This is a genomic window from Pseudomonas sp. E1BtOHC1 (assembly GCF_058744285.1).
The window spans coordinates 315128-334856 of sequence record NZ_CP196023.1; the positions used below are offsets into that span (position 1 = coordinate 315128).

Genomic DNA, 19729 nt, shown 5'->3' on the forward strand with positions numbered 1-19729 from the left:
GATCAGCGGTGTGCCAGGCAGACCGCGAATCGCTGGCAAGCCAGCTCCTACAAAGGGATCGCGGTGGCTGGGCCACCGCGTGCTTTTTTAGTCTTCCAGCAGCTCTTCAGCCTGGCCCAGGATGTTGTCCAGGGTGAAGCCGAACTCTTCGAACAAGGCCGGCGCTGGCGCCGACTCGCCGTAGGTGGTCATGCCGATCACACGGCCTTCCAGACCGACGTACTTGTACCAGAAGTCGGCGTGAGCAGCTTCGATGGCGATCCGCGCGCTGACCTGCAACGGCAGAACCGATTGCTTGTAGCCCGCATCCTGGGCATCGAACACGCTGGTGCACGGCATGGAAACCACGCGCACCTTGCGGCCTTGCTCGGTCAGTTTGTCGAAGGCTTGCACCGCCAGGCCCACTTCCGAACCGGTGGCGATCAGGATCAGCTCAGGCTCGCCTGCGCAGTCTTTCAACACATAGCCACCACGGCTGATGTCAGCAATCTGCCCGGCATCACGGGTTTGGTGCTGCAGGTTCTGGCGGGAGAAGATCAGCGCCGATGGGCCGTCCTTGCGCTCCAGGGCGTACTTCCAGGACACCGCCGATTCCACGGCATCGGCTGGACGCCAGGTGTCGAGGTTCGGGGTGGTGCGCAGGCTGGTCAGTTGCTCGATCGGCTGGTGAGTCGGGCCGTCTTCGCCCAGACCGATGGAGTCGTGGGTGTAGACATGGATCACTCGCTGCTTCATCAGCGCCGACATGCGCACTGCGTTGCGTGCGTATTCCATGAACATCAGGAAGGTCGCGCCGTAAGGCACCAGGCCACCGTGCAGGGCAACGCCGTTCATGATGGCGGTCATGCCGAACTCGCGCACGCCGTAGTACATGTAGTTGCCGCTGGCGTCTTCAGCGCTGACGCCCTTGCAGCCTTTCCACAGGGTCAGGTTGGAACCGGCCAGGTCAGCCGAACCGCCGAGGAATTCAGGCAGCAGCGGGCCGAAGGCGTTCAGGGTGTTCTGGCTGGCTTTACGGCTGGCGATGGTTTCGCCCTTGGCCGCGACTTCAGCGATATAGACGTCGGCCTTCTCGGCAAAGTCTGCCGGCAGGTCACCCGCAAGGCGACGTACCAGTTCATTGGCTTCGGTTGGGAAGGCCGCAGAGTAGGCAGCGAAGCGCTGATCCCACTCGGCTTCCACGGCGCGACCGGCTTCCTTGGCGTCCCACTCGGCGTAGATATCAGCCGGGATTTCGAACGGGCCATGGTTCCACTTCAGCGCAGCGCGGGTCAGGGCGATTTCCTCGGCACCCAGTGGCGCGCCGTGGCAGTCTTCCTTGCCTTGCTTGTTCGGCGAACCGAAACCGATGGTGGTCTTGCAGCAGATCAGGGTTGGCAGCGGGCTCTTGCGCGCGGTGTCGATGGCGGTCTTGATCTCTTCCGGATCGTGGCCGTCGACATTGCGGATCACCTGCCAGTTGTAGGCTTCGAAACGCTTCGGCGTGTCGTCGGTGAACCAGCCTTCGACTTCGCCGTCGATGGAAATGCCGTTGTCATCGTAGAAAGCGATCAGCTTGCCCAGGCCCAGGGTACCGGCCAGGGAAGCGACTTCATGGGAAATGCCTTCCATCATGCAGCCATCACCCAGGAACACGTAGGTGTGGTGATCGACGATGTTGTGCCCTGGACGGTTGAACTGCGCCGCCAGGACTTTTTCCGCCAGGGCGAAGCCCACGGCATTGGCCAGGCCCTGGCCCAGTGGGCCAGTGGTGGTTTCCACACCTGGGGTGTAGCCGAATTCCGGGTGACCCGGAGTGCGGCTGTGCAGTTGGCGGAAGCTTTTCAGGTCATCGATCGACAGGTCGTAGCCGGTCAGGTGCAGCAGCGAGTAGATCAGCATCGAGCCGTGACCGTTGGACAGCACGAAGCGGTCACGGTCGGCGAAGGATGGATTGCTCGGGTTGTGCTTCAGGTAGTCACGCCAAAGTACTTCGGCGATATCCGCCATACCCATAGGGGCACCTGGATGGCCGCTGTTGGCTTTTTGCACGGCATCCATGCTGAGGGCACGAATGGCGTTGGCACGCTCACGACGGCTGGGCATCGCTGATCTCCTGAGGATTGAATAAAACGAAACGGAAAAAAGGCCTGCATTTTCCCTCAGGCGTCTGGCGGGGGCAATGACAGATAGTCACTCAGGCATGTTTTTCCCATGGATAAGCACTCAATCCACTGGAGAAACCCGCTTGCCGTTCGTTGACAAGGCAACGAACAGCTCTGGCAAAGGCCCCTGCAACACCAATATCAAAACTTTTTGATATTGGTGTTGCAGGCCTTTGCAGGCACCTCTAGACTGCGCCCCTATGAACCTGCACGCACCCTCCATTGAGCATGACGATTGCGACGAACTGGCAGCCCTGTGCAAGGCCGGCGGCGATCCTCTACGGCTCAATGTCTTGCGCGCACTGAGCAACGACTCGTTCGGCGTACTGGAACTGGCTCAGATCTTTGCTATCGGCCAGTCCGGCATGAGTCACCACTTGAAGGTCCTGGCCCAGGCCGGCCTGGTGGCGACCCGCCGTGAAGGCAATGCGATTTTCTATCGCCGTGCCCTGCCCCATACCGAACTTCTGGGGGGCAAGCTCCACGCAGCCCTGCTGGACGAAGTCGACCAGGTACGGCTGCCGGTGGATGTCCAGGGCCGGATCGGCCTGGTGCACCGGCAACGGGCCGCGGCCAGCCAAGACTTCTTTTCCCGGGTGGCGGAGAAATTCCGCGCCCAGCAGGACCTGATCGCAGGACTGCCCCAGTACCGCGACAGTGTTCTCGCGCTGCTGGACAAGCTGAGTTTCAACCCAATGGCCACAGCCATTGAAGTGGGTCCCGGTGACGGTGGATTTCTCCCTGAACTGGCCCGACGCTTTGCCCGGGTAACCGCGCTGGACAACAGTCCGGCAATGCTTGAACTGGCGCGCCAGCTGTGTGAGCGCGAAACATTGGCTAACGTCAGCCTGCAACTGGCCGATGCATTGGATGGCGTACAGCTGACGGCCGATTGCGTAGTGCTGAACATGGTCCTGCACCATTTCGCCGCACCGGCCGAAGCCCTCAAGCAGATGGCCCAATTGCTGCAACCAGGCGGTAGCCTGTTGGTAACAGACTTGTGCAGCCACAACCAGAGTTGGGCCAAAGAGGCTTGCGGCGATCTCTGGCTAGGGTTCGAACAAGATGATTTGGCTCGTTGGGCCACCGCTGCGGGACTGACTCCCGGGGAAAGTCTCTATGTAGGCTTACGTAATGGTTTCCAGATCCAGGTCCGCCATTTTCAGCGACCGGCTGGCGACACTCACCATCGGTAAATTTTAGGAAACCGTCGAGATGAGCGAATACTCCCTTTTCACCTCCGAGTCCGTGTCTGAAGGGCATCCGGATAAAATCGCTGACCAGATTTCCGATGCGGTGCTGGACGCCATCATTGCCCAGGACAAGCACGCCCGCGTAGCGGTGGAAACCCTGGTCAAGACCGGTGTTGCCATCGTCGCCGGCGAAGTCACCACCAGCGCCTGGGTCGACCTGGAACAGATCGTCCGCGACGTGATCTGCGACATCGGCTACACCAGCTCCGAAGTCGGCTTCGATGGCGCGACCTGCGGCGTGATGAACATCATCGGCAAGCAGTCCCCTGACATCAACCAGGGTGTCGACCGTGCCAAGCCTGAAGATCAGGGCGCCGGCGACCAGGGTCTGATGTTCGGCTACGCCAGCAACGAAACCGCAGCGCTGATGCCGGCTCCGATCGCGTTCTCGCACCAGCTGGTACATCGCCAGGCTGAAGCGCGCAAATCGGGTCTGCTGCCGTGGCTGCGCCCGGACGCCAAGTCACAGGTCACCTGCCGCTATGAAAACGGCATCGTGGTCGGCATCGACGCGGTAGTGCTGTCGACCCAGCACAACCCGGAAGTGTCCTACAACGACCTGCGCGAAGGCGTGATGGAACTGATCGTCAAGCACGTGCTGCCTGCTGAACTGCTGCACAAAGACACCCAATTCCACATCAACCCGACCGGCCAGTTCATCATCGGTGGCCCAGTGGGCGACTGCGGTCTGACCGGCCGCAAGATCATCGTCGACAGCTACGGCGGCATGGCCCGTCACGGCGGCGGCGCGTTCTCCGGCAAGGATCCATCCAAGGTCGACCGTTCGGCAGCCTACGCCGGCCGCTATGTCGCCAAGAATATCGTCGCCGCTGGCTTGGCCGAGCGTTGCGAGATCCAGGTGTCCTACGCCATCGGCGTGGCGCAACCGACTTCGATCTCGCTGAACACCTTCGGCACCGGCAAGATCAGCGACGACAAGATCGTCAAACTGGTCCGCGAGCACTTCGACCTGCGTCCTTACGCGATCACCACCATGCTCGACCTGCTGCACCCGATGTACCAGGAAACCGCGGCCTACGGTCACTTCGGCCGTGCGCCACAAACCAAGACCGTGGGTGAGGACACCTTCACCACCTTCACTTGGGAAAAAACCGACCGCGCCGACGCCTTGCGCGCTGCTGCCGGCCTGTAAGCTTCACCTGGCAACATCCAAAGCCCCGCCCGGCTCGCCCGGCGGGGCTTTTTTGTGGCTGAAGGTTTCCTTCCAAAGCCAGCCGACAACCGTCGATACAGGGCTCCGGGCCATTGACGACGAGTGTTGGCGCCCGATGAAACACCCAGCAAACACCTTCGTCCAAGCCCGCCGCCAATCCCCTCTAGCCTTTAGCGCATGCCCATCAGAGCAAGGATGCTCCCCATGCTGCCAAGACTCTTCCTGCTGCTTCTGGCCCTCGCAGGCCTACCCGCCCTGGCCCAATGTCCCAAATGGCCAACGTCCCAGGCCGACCTGGAAATCAGCGCCCTGCAACAACAGCTCAAGAACTGGGACACCCGCTACCACCGGCACGGCCAATCGCCTGTAGCCGACGAACTCTACGACCAGTCCCGTCAGCGCCTGGCCAACTTGCAGCGCTGCTTCCCACAGATACCCGTGACTGCTGACCGGCCGTTGCTTGACGCCCGGGGCAGCATCCCTCACCCCATTGCTCACACCGGAGTGGAAAAACTCCCCGACGACAACGCCGTACAGCTCTGGCTAAAAGGCCGCGAAGGTATTTGGGCGCAGCCCAAGATCGACGGCGTGGCCGTGACCCTGATCTACCGCCAGGGCCGCTTCCGCCAGGCATTAAGCCGAGGTGACGGGGTGCTGGGCCATGACTGGAGCGCCAATGCCCGACAGATCCCGGCCATTCCCAAACAATTGCCACAACCCGTGGATCTGCTGCTGCAAGGGGAGCTGTATCAACGACTGGATCAACACATCCAGGCCCGCGCAGGCAGTCTCAATGCTCGCAGCCGAGTCGCCGGATGGCTGGCGCGCAAACACCTGTCGATGGCGGAGGCAGAACAGATCGGCCTGTTTGTCTGGGACTGGCCCCAAGGCCCCGCTACCTTGAGTGAACGCCTGGAGCAACTGGCGCAACTGGGCTTTGCCGAAGGCCGCGAATACAGCCGGCCCATCAACGGGTTCAGCGAGGCCCGGCAATGGCGGGAGCACTGGTACCGCTCGCCCCTGCCCTTTGCCAGCGACGGCATCATTCTGCGACAGAGCCAGCGCCCGGCTGCCGAGCGCTGGCAGGCCAAAGCTCCACACTGGATTGCCGCGTGGAAATATCCCTACGCCCAGGCCCTGGCCCATGTGCGCCAGGTGCGATTCCGGATCGGCCGCACCGGACGCATCACCCCCTTGCTGGATGTCGAGCCTGTCACCCTCGATGACCGAAAAATCCGCCGGGTCAGCGTCGGTTCGCTACAACGCTGGCGGGCGCTGGATATAGTGCCCGGCGATCAGGTGGCCATCAGCCTTGCCGGACTGACCATTCCTCGCCTGGAGGGTGTGGTACTCAGGAGCCCGCAACGCCAGGCCATCCAGGCTCCGGCCCAGGAGGACTTTCATGGCTTGAGCTGCTGGCAGCCATCTCCCGGTTGCGAGAGTCAGTTTCTCGCGCGACTGACCTGGCTCAGCAGCAGGCAGGGCCTGGACCTGCAGAATATCGGCGAGCAGACCTGGACCAGGCTGGTTGAAACAGGGCGTATCAAAGGCCTGTTGGATTGGCTGACCCTGGATCAGGCAGAGCTTGCTAACATTGCCGGCTTCGGCAAACGCAGCAGCTCTCGTTTGCTCGAGAGCCTGCACCGGGCAAGGCAGCAACCCTTCCCTCGCTGGCTGAAATCCCTCGGATTGCCACCCAGTGGCTCAGCTGACCTGAGCGGGCCATGGCAAACCCTGGCGCGCAAAAGCAGCCAGGACTGGCAGGACGAAGCAGGAATAGGAGCGGAACGTGCTGCGCAACTGACGGCATTCTTTCGTGATTCACAGGTACTGGCCCTGCGTGCCACCTTGAGTGAAGCGGGTATCGATGGTTTTTAATCCGTCATCCTGGGGCGCAGGTTGAACCACCCAGGCGTGATTGGGTTCCAACAACCCACTCCCGATACCAGCGTCAATATTTAAATTGGTTATTTTTTGATCTTTTTTCACCTGGAGCCTTCCATGAAACTGTTTCCATCCCTCGCTGCCCTGACCCTGTGCAGCCTGATGAGCGCGCCCCTGCTGGCCGCCGAGCAAGCCCCGCAACTGACCGGTTGCGCCGCCAAGCGCCAAGCCATCATGACCCAGATCGAACAGGCCAAGGCCCATGACAACAGCAATCAGCAAGCCGGCCTGGAGCGCGCCCTGAGCGAAGTCACCGCCCACTGCACTGATGCCTCGCTGAAGAAGGATCGGGAAAACAAGGTGCTGGAAGCCAAGCACGAAGTCAGCCGGCGCCAGGCCGACCTGGAAAAGGCCATGAAAAAAGGCGACTCGGAGAAGATCAACAAGCGCAAGGACAAGCTCGCCGAGTCCCGCAAGGAACTGCAGCAAGCCCTGGACGAACTGGACAAGTAAGCGGCGCTTGTCGTGGCGAGGGAACTTGCTCCCTCGCCAGCGCAAACCAGCTTGTCAGAAGCGCCACTCAGTGATTGCGGAATTCTTTGTGGCACGCACTGCAGACGTCTTCAACCTTCTGCACTGCCGGCCCCAGGTTACTGGCCTTGTAAGGCTGAACCTGGCTGATGGTCACCAGTTCGCCGGTGGCCGCCTCGAGGTTGCGCGCCAGCTCCTGGAATCGCGCCTGCTTGCGCCAGACGTCATCGGTGGCGCTGGTGTGATCCTCTTCCTTGACCTCAGGGAAGTGCTTCCAGGGTTCATGGGACAGGCTGTCGAGCTTGACCGCACCTTCGGCAAAACGTGCACCGTCGAAAGGAATCCGCCCACGCAGCATGCCTCCCAGGTCCTCGCCGGTCTTGAGCATCTGTTTGAAGATCGCCTTGCGCTGACCCAGGGGAGAGTTGGGGTCGACACCGCCACAGGCGGAAAGCGTCAGGCAGGCCAGCAATACAACAGAAAGTCTTTTTAGCGTCATGGTGGCTTCAGGTCAGGTCACGGAAACGGCGGCCAGTATCCTCGCCTCCCCGGCAAACACCAATAGCCCTATTAATAATAGGGGTTGTTCGCAGTCACGCAGTCTGTGGATAACTCTTAAAGGAAATACAGCATGAACCCGAGCTTCCCCCGCTGGCGTCGCCACCTGCTCTGGACCCTGCCGGCCCTGGCACTGCTCGCCGGCTGCAACGGCGGCGACAACGGCAAGCCTGCGCCAACTCACGCCTTGGCCACCTACAACAGTGCACCGTGGGACTCTCTGCCCAGTGTTGCCGATAACGACCTGCTGGCCGGTTTCGGCTCCTGGCGCAGCGCCTGCACCCGCCTCAAAGCCGACCCGGTGTGGGGCGCCACCTGCGCTGCAGCAGCCAACGTGCCACAGACCCCGGCCGCTATCCGCGATTTTCTCAAGGAGCACCTGGAGGTCTATGGGCTGCGCTCGGGCAGCGGCAGCAGCACCGGCTTGATCACCGGCTATTACGAACCGGTGTATCCCGGCAGCCTGACCCAGACCCAGACGGCCAATGTGCCAGTGTACGGCGTGCCGGACGACATGATCATCGTCGCTCTGGACAGCATCTATCCGGAGCTCAAGGGCAAGCGCCTGAGGGGCCGCCTCGAAGGCAGGGTCCTCAAGCCCTATGACGATGCCGCGACCATCGAGACCAAGGGGGTGAAGGCTCCGGTGCTGGCCTGGCTGACTGATCCGATGGACCTGCAATTCCTGCAGATCCAGGGCTCGGGAAGGATCCAGCTGGATGACGGACGCCAACTGCGGATCGGCTATGCCGACCAGAACGGCCATCCCTACCGGCCCATCGGCCGCTGGCTGGTGGAGCAGGGGGAACTGAAAAAAGAAGACGTGACCATGGGCACCATCGCCGCCTGGGCCAAGGCCCATCCGACGCGGATTCCCGAACTGCTGGGCAGCAACCCGAGCTACGTGTTCTTCAATCGCAACCCGGACAGCAACGAAGGCCCCAGGGGCTCGCTGAACGTACCGCTGACCTCTGGCTACAGCGTCGCAGTGGATCGCAAGGTCATCCCCCTGGGCAGCCTGTTGTGGCTGTCCACCACCCGTCCCGACGGCAGCAGCCTGGTACGTCCCGTGGCCGCCCAGGACACGGGCGGCGCTATCACCGGCGAAGTGCGCGCCGACCTGTTCTGGGGCACTGGCGACGCCGCCGGACAACTGGCCGGCGACATGAAGCAGTCCGGCCAGATCTGGATGCTCTGGCCCAAGGGGGCGGCGCTGCCCAAAGTGCCGGAAGTTCCCAATACCCCTTAACCCCGTATAGAAGCCGGCTTGCCGGCGAAGACGATCTTGCGGGTGCCCCTGCCCGCAGCCGGCTCCTACGAAGGCAAGGGTCAGACTGAAACGAAGAAGAAACTGGCGATCAGGCCCATGCCCACGAACCACACCAGGGAGCGCAGGATCGCCCAGTTCGCCAGGTAGCAGATCATGTACAGCAGGCGGCTGGTGACAAACAGCACCGCCAGCACGTTGATGGTCACCAGTTCGGCGTTACCCGCCACATGGGCGATGATCACCGCCGCTGCGAATGCCGGGGTCACCTCGAAACCATTGAGCTGCGCGTTGTGGGCACGCTTGGGCAGACCCTCCAGGGTACTCAGGAACGCCCGTGGGTCATGGTTGTAGCGGAGCCCGTATTTGCCGGCGCCCTTGGCGATGGCGGTACACAGATAGGGCAGAACAATTGCGATCAACACACACCAGAAAGCGACAGTCATGGAGCAAATCCTTTTTTAGAATTTTAGGGAGTGTTCAGAACTTCATCACCAACATGCCAATCAGCACCAATCCACAGGCTAAGAGCCGTGGCCGGCCGAAAGGTTCTTTCAGGTAGCGCATACCGAACAGCACCACCAGAATCACACTGATTTCACGCAGCGCCGCCGCTTCTGCAATCGAGCCCAACTGCATGGCCCAAAGCACCAGAGCGTAGCTGAACAGTACACAGAAGCCGACGCTCAGCCCCAGGCGCCATTGTTCACGCCAGAACTGCACAAACGCGGGCCGTTTCCACACCACGGCCACCAGGGGAAAAGGCCAGGCGCTGAGCAGCGTGACCCAGGTCAGGTAGTCCAGCGGGTGTGACCAGCGGCGCAGGGCCTGGCCATCGATAAAGGTGTAGCAACCAATGCACAGCCCGATCAGCGCCACCACCGGCAGCATGCTCCAGGGCAGGCGCGCGCCACCTCCACCCTGCCAGAGCAGGCAAAGCATGCCGAAGGGAATCAGCAGGATGCCGAGAATTTGCTGAGTGCTCAGGGCCTCGCCGGCAAAGATCAGGGTCAGGGCCAGCACCACCAGGGGCGACAAGCCGCGCATCAGTGGATAGACCAGTCCCAGGTCGCCTACCCGATACGCCTGGATCAGCAAATAGCGGTACAAGAGCTCGAAGGCCGCCGAGGCGATGATCCAGGGCCAGATTTCCAGCGGCGGCCATTGCAGGAAAAACAGCATGATTGCCACGAACAGCAGCGCCACGCTGTCCATGCAGGCCACCACCAGCAATCGTTCACCGCTGAACTTGATCAGGGTGTTCCATGCCGCATGCAGCAGCGCCGCCACCAGAACCAGACTTGTCGCTAGCACCTCGCACTCCCTGTTTGCCTGAAGGTCATCGAATCTCGTGCGGTACAGCCATGCCTGGCCAGAGCGCCCAACCACAGAGGGGGAATCCTCGCATAGCAGCTGCCCGGCTTGCACTGGCCGCCGGCATTTTTGGCAGTGGCGGCAGCGAATTCGGCAGCATGGGCCTGCCCGGGGCTTTTTTCCGATAGACCTGCAACGTCACCCCCGCGCTGCGGTCAATGGGTGCGACTGAATAGCACTGCCATGGCAAGGGAGCAGACGCCCGCGCCATAACAAACTGTGTCCCGTCCCGCCGCTGGCACATCAAACCTTTGGCCTGAAAGAGTTCAGGCTGCTTTTCCTGTGATCATCCAAAGGAGTCCGGATGCTTGAACTTGTCGCTGCCTTTATCTGCCTGACCACCCTGCTCACCTACGTCAATTTCCGCTTTATCGGCCTGCCGCCGACCATCGGCGTGATGGTCACCGCCCTGCTCTTCTCCTTGCTGCTGCAGGGATTGAGCTACCTCGGCTTCCCCGGCCTGGAGGAACATGTCGAGGAACTGATCGGCAAGATCGACTTCGGCGACCTGCTGATGAACTGGATGCTGTCGTTCCTGCTGTTCGCTGGCGCCCTGCACGTCAACCTCAACGATCTGCGCAGTTACCGCTGGCCCATCGGCCTGTTGGCCACCGTCGGCGTGCTGATCGCCACCTTCGTCATCGGCAGCCTGGCCTACTGGATCTTCGGTCTGTTCGGCTGGCATGTGAGCTTCCTCTACTGCCTGCTGTTCGGCGCACTGATCTCCCCCACCGACCCCATCGCAGTGCTGGGCGTACTGCGGACTGCCAACGCCTCCAAGCCGCTGAAGACCACTATCGTCGGCGAGTCGCTGTTCAACGACGGCACAGCGGTAGTGGTGTTCACTGTACTGCTGGGCATCGCCCAACTGGGTGAAACCCCGACGGTGGGCGCCACTGCCTGGCTGTTCGTGCATGAAGCCATTGGCGGCGTAGTGTTCGGCGGCCTGATCGGCTACCTGGTGTACCTGATGATCAAGAGCATCGAGCAGCACCAGATCGAAGTGATGCTGACCCTGGCTCTGGTGATCGGCGGTTCGGCCATGGCCAGCGAGATCCACGTATCGGCGCCGATCGCCATGGTGGTAGCCGGCCTGATCATCGGCAATCTGGGGCGCAACCTGGCGATGAACGACATGACCCGGCGTTACCTGGATGGTTTCTGGGAGCTGCTGGACGACATGCTCAACGCCCTGTTGTTCGCCCTGATCGGCCTGGAACTGTTGCTACTGCCGTTCAACTGGCTGCACCTGGCGGCCGCCAGCCTGCTGGCCATGGCCATCTTGCTGTCGCGCCTGCTCACCGTGGCCCCGGCAATCCTCCTGCTGCGCCGCTGGCGCAGCGTGCCCCGGGGCACCATTCGCGTACTGACCTGGGGCGGCCTGCGCGGTGGCGTCTCGGTGGCGCTGGCGCTGGCTCTGCCCCTGGGGCCGGAGCGCGACCTGGTACTGAGCATCACCTACATCGTGGTGCTGTCCTCGATCCTGCTGCAGGGCCTGAGCATCGGCAAGCTGGTGCGTCACGTTACCCAGGATGCCCCGGTAGCCAAGACCGAGGCCCACTGATCACTTCTTGATCTGTCGCGGATCGGGCGCCGCTGCCCGATCCGCGTTTTTGTTCGCTGTGCCGCTCTCGCTGCGCACCTGGGCATGGCTGATCAGGGCGAAGATGAAACTGCCACCGATGATGTTCCCCGCCAGGGTCGGCCCGGCGAAAACCTGCCAGAAATCCCGCCACCCCAGCTCGCCGGCAAACACCAGATAAGAGACCTCGGCCGACCCCACCACGATGTGGGTGAAATCCCCCAGCGCCATCAGGTAGGTGATGAGGATGATGATCCACATCTTGGCGCTCTCCATGGACGGAATCATCCAGACCATGGTGGCGATCATCCAGCCGGAGATGATGCCCTTGGCGAACATCTGCGAGCTGTCGTTCTCCATCACCTTGCGGCCGATTTCCAGAAAGGCCTGGTCGGTCCGGCTGTCGAAGATTGGCAGATGCAGCATGACGTAAGCCACCAGCAGGGTGCCGCACAGATTACCCACCAGCACCACGCCCCATAAGCGCAGCAACCGCCCGAAGTTACTCAGGCTCGGCTTGCTCATCACCGGCAGTACCGCGGTCAGGGTGTTTTCCGTGAACAGTTGCTGGCGCGCGAGAATCACCGCCAGAAAGCCCGCGCAGTAGCCGAAGCTGGCGATCACCTTGAAGGCTTCGCCATCCGGCAGACGGGAGTTGAGCAGGCCCATGCCCATCAGGGACAGGCCCATGGTCAGGCCGGCCGCCAGAGCCGACCACCACAGGGCGGCGACGCTACGCTCCAGCTCCTGATCGCCCTGGGTGCGGATGATTTCGTGCAGGACCGCCGCGCGGGGCGGCTGGTTGCGGTCGACGTCCTGCTGCTCCGCGGCCGAAAGACCGGGGGTTTTACCGTCGTTTCGAGTGTCCATGAGAGTCCTGAACCAAGTGGGCCGTATGAATTACGACATGCGGGGTTCAGGGCTGTTCCGTCCTGCCTGGCGAATGGGACCAAGGCCCTCGCCGGCGAGTGGTTTCAGGCTTCGTCCTTGAACTGATCCTTGACGTACTTGATCTCGGTGCGGCCATGGGGCGCCGGCAGGCCATCTTCACCGAGGTTGACGAAGACCATCTTCTCTACGGTGAGAATGGATTTGCGGGTGATCTTGTTGCGCACTTCGCAAGTCAGGGTAATAGACGTACGACCGAACTCGGTGGCGGTGATGCCCAGCTCAATGATGTCGCCCTGGCGTGAGGCACTGACGAAGTTGATTTCCGAGATGTACTTGGTAACCACTCGCTGGTTGCCCAGCTGGACAATGGCGTAGATCGCCGCTTCTTCGTCGATCCAGCGCAACAGGCTGCCGCCGAACAGCGTGCCGTTGGGGTTGAGGTCTTCGGGTTTTACCCACTTGCGGGTGTGGAAATTCATATGCACTCCTGACCGTCCTGCCAATTGATGCCCGGCATAATGGCAGACCGGGCAGTCATGCTCTATGCAACATCGACTATGGTCGCGATTAACGATCTTCATCCAGGCAACAGAAACACTTTTGGAAGTCTGGCCCAGGCGGCTATAATCGCCACCGTTTCAAAACGGTCATCTGCACTTGATACCGTTTTCCCGCCACCTGTCCGAGGGGCGCTGCAGCAGGCATGACCTGTCAGGCTCGGATGGGGCGTTGTCGGTACAGGCTTCCCTGTACGGACACTAAACGCACAACGGCGCCCATTCGCACATTACGAATGGAGGCTCTTCATGAGCGCTGTAAACACGCCTGCAGATTTTACCGATTACAAAGTCGCCGACATTTCCCTGGCCGCCTGGGGCCGCCGCGAAACCATCATCGCCGAGTCGGAAATGCCGGCCCTGATGGGTCTGCGCCGCAAGTACCTGACCGAACAGCCGCTCAAGGGCGCGAAAATCCTCGGTTGCATCCACATGACCATTCAGACCGCCGTGCTGATCGAAACCCTGGTTGCCCTGGGTGCCGAAGTTCGCTGGTCGTCCTGCAACATCTTCTCGACTCAGGACCAGGCCGCCGCCTCCATCGCCGCCGCCGGCATCCCTGTGTTCGCCTGGAAAGGTGAGACCGAGCAAGAGTACGAGTGGTGCCTGGAGCAGACCATCCTCAAGGATGGCCAGCCTTGGGACGCCAACATGATCCTCGACGACGGCGGCGACCTGACCCAGCTGCTGCACGACAAGTATCCACAGGTGCTGGAGCGCGTTCACGGCGTGACCGAAGAAACCACCACTGGCGTACACCGCCTGCTGGACATGCTGGCCAAGGGTGAGCTGAAGGTTCCTGCGATCAACGTCAACGACTCGGTGACCAAGAGCAAGAACGACAACAAGTACGGCTGCCGTCACAGCCTCAACGACGCCATCAAGCGCGGCACCGACCACCTGCTGTCCGGCAAGCAAGCGCTGGTCATCGGCTACGGTGACGTGGGCAAGGGCTCGGCCCAGTCCCTGCGCCAGGAAGGCATGATCGTCAAGGTTTCGGAAGTCGACCCGATCTGCGCCATGCAAGCCTGCATGGACGGTTTCGAACTGGTTTCGCCGTTCATCGACGGTATCAACCACGGCACCGAAGCCAGCATCGACAAGGCCCTGCTGGGCAAGATCGACCTGATCGTGACCACCACCGGTAACGTCAATGTTTGCGACGCAAACATGCTCAAGGCCCTGAAAAAGCGCGCCGTGGTCTGCAACATCGGCCACTTCGACAACGAAATCGACACCGCTTTCATGCGCAAGCACTGGGCATGGGAAGAAGTGAAGCCACAGGTACACAAGATCCACCGTACCGGCCATGGCGATTTCGACCCACAGAACGACGACTACCTGATCCTGCTGGCCGAAGGCCGCCTGGTAAACCTGGGCAACGCCACCGGTCACCCAAGCCGCATCATGGACGGTTCGTTCGCCAACCAGGTTCTGGCGCAGATCTTCCTGTTCGGCCAGAAGTACGCCGACCTGTCGCCGGCCCAGAAAGCCGAGCGCCTGACCGTTGAAGTACTGCCGAAGAAACTCGACGAAGAAGTGGCCCTGGAAATGGTGCGCGGCTTCGGCGGCGTGGTCACTCAACTGACCAAGCAACAGGCTGACTACATCGGCGTGACCGTTGAAGGTCCGTTCAAGCCAGACGCTTATCGCTACTAAGAGCAGTTGCAAGCGTTGAGCTTCAAGCGGCAAGCCAGGGCCACAAGCCAGGCTTGCCGCACAAAGCCTCAAGCTTTGCCCCTATTTGCTTAAACAGCGTCAGGCAACAGGCTCCAGAATCAGGAGATGAGCGCACCCACGCTTCTCTTGGCGTTTGCAGCTTGTGACTTGTAGCTGGAGGTTGCTTCCATGTCCCAAGATCGTCGCTACAGCTTCGAGTTCTTTCCGACCAAGACCGATGCTGGGCATGAAAAACTGCTCGCCACTGCCCGTCAGCTGGCTGGCTACAACCCCGACTTCTTCTCCTGCACCTACGGTGCCGGCGGCTCGACCCGTGATCGTACGGTCAACACCGTGCTGCAACTGGAGAGCGAAGTAAAAGTCCCTGCCGCTCCGCACCTGTCTTGCGTTGGCGACAGCAAGGACGACCTGCGCGACCTGCTGCAGCAATACCAGGCAGCCGGCATCAAGCGCATCGTAGCCCTGCGCGGCGACCTGCCTTCGGGCATGGGCATGGCCAGCGGCGAGCTGCGCCACGCCAATGATCTGGTGAGCTTCATTCGTGAAGAAACCGGCAGCCACTTCCATATAGAAGTCGCCGCCTACCCGGAGATGCACCCGCAAGCACGCAACTTCGAAGACGATCTCACCCATTTCGTACGCAAGGCCAATGCCGGTGCCGACAGTGCGATCACCCAGTACTTCTTCAATGCCGACAGCTACTTCTACTTCGTCGAGCGCGTGCAGAAGATGGGTGTGAACATCCCGATCGTGCCGGGCATCATGCCGATCACCAACTACAGCAAGCTGGCGCGCTTCTCCGACGCCTGCGGCGCCGAGATCCCTCGCTGGATCCGCAAGCAGCTGGAGGCCTACGGTGACGACAGCGCCAGCATCCAGGCTTTTGGCGAGCAGGTCATCAGCGAGATGTGCGAGCGCCTGCTGCAGGGCGGCGCACCAGGACTGCACTTCTACACCCTGAACCAGGCCGACCCGAGCCTGGCAATCTGGAACAACCTGAAGCTGCCGCGCTGATCGGCAACGCTTCACCAGGCCCCGGCGCAAACCGGGGCCTTTTTATTTGCCTCAGCCTTGATCTAGAGCGGCTGGAACTGCCCCTAGCAATTGCATGTTCTCTCGTCGTAATCTCCAGCAATGTCCGTCATTGCCCAGCTGCTGACAGCCCTTCTCTGCACTTGCCTGAGCCTCGCTGCCCATGGCGAGAAGCTGCGCGTTGTCACCGAACCCTGGGCACCTTATGTCTATGAGGAAAACGGCAAGGCCCGGGGGCTGGACTACGAAACCACGGCCATTGTCTTTCAGCGCCTGGGGATAGAAGTGGAGTGGCAGTTCCTGCCGTGGAAACGCTGCCTGGCCATGCTGGAAACCGGCCAGGCCGACGGAGCCCTGGATATCTTTCATAGCGACCAGCGCGACAGCACCCTGCTCTACCCCAGCGAGCCTCTCTCGGACGTGGAATTCGTGATGTTCTACGCCAAGCAGCGTCCCCATCCGTTCAAGCACCTGGATGAACTCAAGGGGCTGACCATCGGTACCTCTCCCGGCTATCTGTATAGCGATGACTTCAGCAACTCGACCCTGTTCAACCGCGAGCCGGCACCGACCCATGAAGCCAACTTCGGCAAGCTGCTACTGGGGCGGATCGACCTGCTGATTACCGATAAGCGAGTGGGTCAGCATCTACTGGACAGCCTGGGCATTCGCGATCAGGTCAGCCAGAACCCCGCGGTCATCAGCCGCCAAAGCCAGTACCTGGCGGTACGCCGCAACGCCGGGATGGACCTATTGGTGCAACGCTTCGGCGCCGAACTCAAGCGCTTCAAGCGCGAACCGGCTTACGCCGAGTTGAGCGCCAAGTACGGAGCAGAACCTGTGCTGCCCCCTGTCAGGTCCTCCTCCACCCGGGAGTCAGAAAAAACCGTTGAGCAGCAGGAAAGCAGCGCACACTGATTGCTCTGTTATACTCCGGCCTCCCGCCAGGCTTACGCCCGGACGCTGGACCCTGTTCAAGGCATCTCCACCCCGCTACGGCGCAGCCAACCGGCCCGCGCGAGCCTGCGATGGATGAGTCTTCAGGCCAGCAGGACCGGACGGGATTGCGTCCTCTTAAACGCGATTCACGCTCGGCAAGATTATCCCTTTGGGCCAAGCCCTCACTAAAACAGGATTACTCATGTCCTTTGCTTCCCTCGGTCTCTCCGAGGCTTTAGTCGGTGCCATTGAAGCCGCCGGCTACACCCAGCCTACTCCGGTGCAACAGCGGGCCATTCCCGCCGTGTTGCAAGGTCGCGATCTGATGGTCGCGGCACAGACAGGTACTGGTAAAACCGGCGGTTTCGCCCTTCCGATCCTGGAGCGGTTGTTTCCCAACGGTCACCCGGACAAATCCCAGCGTCACGGCCCGCGCCAACCGCGCGTACTGGTCCTGACCCCGACTCGCGAACTGGCCGCGCAAGTGCATGACAGCTTCAAGCTGTACGCCCGCGACCTTAAGTTCGTCAGCGCCTGCATCTTCGGCGGCGTCGGCATGAACCCGCAGGTCCAGGCCATGGCCCGTGGCGTCGATGTGCTGGTGGCATGCCCCGGCCGTCTGCTGGACCTGGCCGGCCAAGGCAGCGTCGATCTGTCCCACGTGGAAATCCTCGTGCTCGACGAAGCCGACCGCATGCTCGACATGGGCTTCGTCCATGACGTCAAGAAGGTCCTCGCCCGCCTGCCTGCCAAGCGTCAGAACCTGCTGTTCTCCGCGACCTTCTCCAAGGACATCACGGACCTGGCCGGCAAGCTGCTGCACAACCCCGAGCGCATCGAAGTCACCCCGCCGAACACCACGGTGGAGCGTATCGAGCAGCGGGTGTTCCGCCTGCCTGCCAGTCACAAGCGCTCGCTGCTGGCGCACCTGATCACCGCCGGTGCCTGGGAACAGGTGCTGGTGTTTACCCGTACCAAGCACGGCGCCAACCGCTTGGCCGAGTACCTGGACAAGCACGGCCTGAGCGCTGTGGCGATCCACGGTAACAAGAGCCAGAATGCCCGTACCAAGGCCCTGGCCGATTTCAAGGCCGGCGACGTACGCATCCTGGTCGCCACCGATATCGCCGCCCGCGGCCTGGATATCGACCAACTGCCCCACGTGGTCAACTTCGAACTGCCTAACGTCGACGAAGACTACGTGCACCGTATCGGTCGTACCGGCCGCGCCGGCCGCTCGGGGGAGGCCATCTCCCTGGTAGCCCCTGACGAAGAAAAACTGCTGAAAAGCATCGAGCGCATGACCAAGCAGAAGATCGCCGACGGCGACCTGATGGGCTTCGATGCCAGCGCTGTGGAAGCCGAGAAGCCGGAAGTGCGCGAGCGTCCGGATGTGCGCAACCCGCGCAACTCCCGCGGCCCTCGTGGCGATGGCCCGAACGGTGGCGGCGGCGGTGGTCGCAAGGACAAGGGCAAGGACAAGGGCGGCAAAGACAAGCCGGCCCGTGGCGAGCGCCCCGCCCGCGAGCAGAAACCTCGTGAAGGCACTCCGGCCCGCGAACAGCGCCAGCCGACTCCACGTGCCGACCGGGCACCGGATGAGTTCCTCGACGACGACGTGGATAACTTCGGTAACCGCGCTGACTACGTCAGCCCGTACCAGAACAAGAACAACCAGGGCCGTGGTCGCCGTCCAGGGGCTCCGGCCCAGGGCGCAGGCGCCGGTGCCGGCAATCCGCCACGCGGTGGTGCTGGTGGTGGCGCTGGTGGTGGCCAGGGTCGCTCCGGCAACCCACGCAACAGCAACGGCAGCACCACCGGCACCGCGCCGGCCAAGCGCAGCGGCGGCCCACGCAACGGCGCCCCTCGTGACAGCCAGGGCCGTCGCGACGAATCGCGCAATCGTCGCCCGAACCGTGACGAACAGCCACGCCAGGAACCGGCAGTGCAGAATCCTCGGGGCAATCAGCCGAAGATCATGCACAAGGAGTCCAAGGCCGATCGCTTCCCGACGCCTGAGCAACTGGACCAGTTGCCAAGCCGCCCACGGGGCGAGAAGCCGGCACTGCTGACCCGCAATCGCTGAGTCCGCAGGTTGAAATGAAAAACGCCCCGGGTCGCAAGACCCGGGGCGTTTTTCGTAGAGGCCAGCTTGCCAGCGAACACTCGCTAACGCTCAACGCCGCCTTCGCCAGCAAAGCAAAACGCCGACACAAGGTCGGCGTTTCGTGACTACCAGCGAGATTTACTTCGCTTTCACACCTTCGAAGCTGATGTACAGGTCGACGTTGTTGGACGCCGGGCCCAGGTCCATCATCTTGCCGAAATCCTGGCGATTGATGCTGGTGGTGCCTTCGAAGCCGGCACGGTAGCCGCCCCATGGGTCCTTGCCTTCACCCAGGAAGGTGGCCTTGACCACGACCGGCTTGGTCACGCCGTGCAGAGTCAGGTCGCCAGCCACGTCAGCGGTCAGCTTGCCGTCGGCATTCTTGCCGGTAGGCTTGACGCTGGTGGAGACAAACTTGGCATCGGCAAACTTGCCAGCGTCGAGGAAGTCCTTGCTGGTGATGTGCTTGTCACGTTCGGCGTGGTTGGTGAACACGCTGGCGGTGCGCACGTTGACTTCAATCTTGGCGTCTTCAGGCTTGGCCGCGTCGAAGCTGAACTTGCCGTCCAGGTCCTTGAAGGTACCGGTGATGAAGCTGTAGCCCAGGTGGCTGATCTTGAAGTCGACGAAGGCGTGCTGGCCTTCCTTGTCGATCACGTAGTCCGCTGCCATCACTTGACCGGCCGCCAATACAGCAGATCCGATTGCCAGAGCGGCGAGAGTCTTTTTCAACATGCTTTCTATTCCTTTTGAGTC

At 61.7% G+C, this 19729-nt stretch carries 17 protein-coding genes and 1 riboswitch; of the genes, 10 read left to right on the forward strand and 7 right to left on the reverse strand.

Annotation, left to right across the window (positions count from 1 at the left end):
• Positions 1-87: 87 nt before the first annotated feature.
• On the reverse strand, positions 88-2085 hold the full coding sequence (tkt, locus tag ACSSVC_RS01440; protein WP_492611926.1) for a transketolase: 1998 nt from the start codon (positions 2083-2085) through the stop codon (positions 88-90).
• A 259-nt stretch (positions 2086-2344) separates the two neighbouring features.
• Between tkt and ACSSVC_RS01445 the strand changes: the two genes are divergently transcribed.
• The 4 genes from ACSSVC_RS01445 (at position 2345) to ACSSVC_RS01460 (ending at position 6968) form a co-directional block, all read left to right on the forward strand.
• Complete coding sequence (locus tag ACSSVC_RS01445) at positions 2345-3340, forward strand: ArsR/SmtB family transcription factor (protein ID WP_346633200.1); 996 nt, start codon at positions 2345-2347, stop codon at positions 3338-3340.
• Positions 3341-3359: 19 nt separating this feature from the next.
• On the forward strand, positions 3360-4550 hold the full coding sequence (metK, locus tag ACSSVC_RS01450; protein WP_346633201.1) for a methionine adenosyltransferase: 1191 nt from the start codon (positions 3360-3362) through the stop codon (positions 4548-4550).
• 216 nt (positions 4551-4766) lie between these two features.
• Complete coding sequence (gene ligB / locus ACSSVC_RS01455; protein WP_492611927.1) at positions 4767-6449, forward strand: NAD-dependent DNA ligase LigB; 1683 nt, start codon at positions 4767-4769, stop codon at positions 6447-6449.
• 123 nt (positions 6450-6572) lie between these two features.
• Positions 6573-6968 (forward strand): DUF1090 domain-containing protein, encoded by a 396-nt coding sequence (locus ACSSVC_RS01460; RefSeq protein WP_492611928.1) that lies wholly within the window; start codon positions 6573-6575, stop codon positions 6966-6968.
• Between the two features lie 67 nt (positions 6969-7035).
• On the opposite strand, the gene ACSSVC_RS01465 is transcribed toward ACSSVC_RS01460, so the two are convergent.
• Positions 7036-7485 (reverse strand): c-type cytochrome, encoded by a 450-nt coding sequence (locus ACSSVC_RS01465; protein WP_025131121.1) that lies wholly within the window; start codon positions 7483-7485, stop codon positions 7036-7038.
• Positions 7486-7617: 132 nt separating this feature from the next.
• Here ACSSVC_RS01465 and mltA point away from each other — a divergent pair, with 132 nt between their 5' ends.
• Positions 7618-8793, forward strand: a complete 1176-nt coding sequence (mltA, locus tag ACSSVC_RS01470; RefSeq protein ID WP_346633204.1) for a murein transglycosylase A — start codon at positions 7618-7620, stop codon at positions 8791-8793.
• Between the two features lie 80 nt (positions 8794-8873).
• On the opposite strand, the gene ACSSVC_RS01475 is transcribed toward mltA, so the two are convergent.
• Both ACSSVC_RS01475 and ACSSVC_RS01480 read right to left on the reverse strand, forming a co-directional pair.
• Positions 8874-9257, reverse strand: coding sequence for an MAPEG family protein (locus tag ACSSVC_RS01475; protein ID WP_492611929.1), 384 nt, complete (start codon positions 9255-9257; stop codon positions 8874-8876).
• A gap of 34 nt (positions 9258-9291) precedes the next feature.
• Positions 9292-10125 carry an EamA family transporter gene (locus ACSSVC_RS01480; protein ID WP_404937835.1) on the reverse strand — a complete coding sequence of 278 codons (834 nt, stop codon included), beginning with the start codon at positions 10123-10125 and terminating at the stop codon, positions 9292-9294.
• 364 nt (positions 10126-10489) lie between these two features.
• On the opposite strand from ACSSVC_RS01480, the gene ACSSVC_RS01485 reads away from it, so the two are divergent.
• Positions 10490-11749, forward strand: a complete 1260-nt coding sequence (locus ACSSVC_RS01485; protein WP_404937836.1) for a cation:proton antiporter — start codon at positions 10490-10492, stop codon at positions 11747-11749.
• Here ACSSVC_RS01485 and ACSSVC_RS01490 read toward each other — a convergent pair whose 3' ends face one another.
• Positions 11750-12637 (reverse strand): formate/nitrite transporter family protein, encoded by an 888-nt coding sequence (locus tag ACSSVC_RS01490; protein WP_346633207.1) that lies wholly within the window; start codon positions 12635-12637, stop codon positions 11750-11752.
• 104 nt (positions 12638-12741) lie between these two features.
• Positions 12742-13137 carry an acyl-CoA thioesterase gene (locus ACSSVC_RS01495; RefSeq protein ID WP_060841501.1) on the reverse strand — a complete coding sequence of 132 codons (396 nt, stop codon included), beginning with the start codon at positions 13135-13137 and terminating at the stop codon, positions 12742-12744.
• A gap of 199 nt (positions 13138-13336) precedes the next feature.
• A riboswitch (S-adenosyl-L-homocysteine riboswitch) is annotated at positions 13337-13443 on the forward strand.
• A 21-nt stretch (positions 13444-13464) separates the two neighbouring features.
• Here ACSSVC_RS01495 and ahcY point away from each other — a divergent pair.
• From ahcY to rhlE2, 4 genes are all read left to right on the forward strand, one after another.
• Positions 13465-14874, forward strand: coding sequence for an adenosylhomocysteinase (gene ahcY, locus ACSSVC_RS01500; RefSeq protein ID WP_123726624.1), 1410 nt, complete (start codon positions 13465-13467; stop codon positions 14872-14874).
• A 189-nt stretch (positions 14875-15063) separates the two neighbouring features.
• Complete coding sequence (gene metF / locus ACSSVC_RS01505; protein WP_346633208.1) at positions 15064-15909, forward strand: methylenetetrahydrofolate reductase [NAD(P)H]; 846 nt, start codon at positions 15064-15066, stop codon at positions 15907-15909.
• A 120-nt stretch (positions 15910-16029) separates the two neighbouring features.
• Positions 16030-16845, forward strand: a complete 816-nt coding sequence (locus ACSSVC_RS01510) for a substrate-binding periplasmic protein (RefSeq protein WP_346633209.1) — start codon at positions 16030-16032, stop codon at positions 16843-16845.
• Between the two features lie 223 nt (positions 16846-17068).
• Entirely contained in the window at positions 17069-18952 is a 1884-nt protein-coding gene (rhlE2, locus tag ACSSVC_RS01515; RefSeq protein ID WP_492611930.1) for an RNA helicase RhlE2, read from the forward strand.
• A 159-nt stretch (positions 18953-19111) separates the two neighbouring features.
• Here the strand turns inward: rhlE2 and ACSSVC_RS01520 are convergent, their stop codons facing one another.
• Positions 19112-19708: a YceI family protein gene (locus ACSSVC_RS01520; protein WP_011063976.1), complete on the reverse strand. Its 597-nt coding sequence runs from the start codon at positions 19706-19708 to the stop codon at positions 19112-19114.
• Positions 19709-19729: the final 21 nt, after the last annotated feature.

Bases quoted from the DNA above. Each gene is read 5' to 3' on its own strand.
- ACSSVC_RS01475 (WP_492611929.1), bottom strand. From the start codon at position 9,257: ATGACTGTCGCTTTCTGGTGTGTGTTGATCGCAATTGTTCTGCCCTAT.
- ACSSVC_RS01465 (WP_025131121.1), bottom strand. From the start codon at position 7,485: ATGACGCTAAAAAGACTTTCTGTTGTATTGCTGGCCTGCCTGACGCTT.
- ACSSVC_RS01460 (WP_492611928.1), top strand. From the start codon at position 6,573: ATGAAACTGTTTCCATCCCTCGCTGCCCTGACCCTGTGCAGCCTGATG.
- ACSSVC_RS01520 (WP_011063976.1), bottom strand. From the start codon at position 19,708: ATGTTGAAAAAGACTCTCGCCGCTCTGGCAATCGGATCTGCTGTATTG.
- ACSSVC_RS01485 (WP_404937836.1), top strand. From the start codon at position 10,490: ATGCTTGAACTTGTCGCTGCCTTTATCTGCCTGACCACCCTGCTCACC.
- ACSSVC_RS01510 (WP_346633209.1), top strand. From the start codon at position 16,030: ATGTCCGTCATTGCCCAGCTGCTGACAGCCCTTCTCTGCACTTGCCTG.
- metK (WP_346633201.1), top strand. From the start codon at position 3,360: ATGAGCGAATACTCCCTTTTCACCTCCGAGTCCGTGTCTGAAGGGCAT.
- ahcY (WP_123726624.1), top strand. From the start codon at position 13,465: ATGAGCGCTGTAAACACGCCTGCAGATTTTACCGATTACAAAGTCGCC.
- tkt (WP_492611926.1), bottom strand. From the start codon at position 2,085: ATGCCCAGCCGTCGTGAGCGTGCCAACGCCATTCGTGCCCTCAGCATG.
- metF (WP_346633208.1), top strand. From the start codon at position 15,064: ATGTCCCAAGATCGTCGCTACAGCTTCGAGTTCTTTCCGACCAAGACC.
- ACSSVC_RS01490 (WP_346633207.1), bottom strand. From the start codon at position 12,637: ATGGACACTCGAAACGACGGTAAAACCCCCGGTCTTTCGGCCGCGGAG.
- ACSSVC_RS01445 (WP_346633200.1), top strand. From the start codon at position 2,345: ATGAACCTGCACGCACCCTCCATTGAGCATGACGATTGCGACGAACTG.
- mltA (WP_346633204.1), top strand. From the start codon at position 7,618: ATGAACCCGAGCTTCCCCCGCTGGCGTCGCCACCTGCTCTGGACCCTG.
- ACSSVC_RS01495 (WP_060841501.1), bottom strand. From the start codon at position 13,137: ATGAATTTCCACACCCGCAAGTGGGTAAAACCCGAAGACCTCAACCCC.
- rhlE2 (WP_492611930.1), top strand. From the start codon at position 17,069: ATGTCCTTTGCTTCCCTCGGTCTCTCCGAGGCTTTAGTCGGTGCCATT.
- ligB (WP_492611927.1), top strand. From the start codon at position 4,767: ATGCTCCCCATGCTGCCAAGACTCTTCCTGCTGCTTCTGGCCCTCGCA.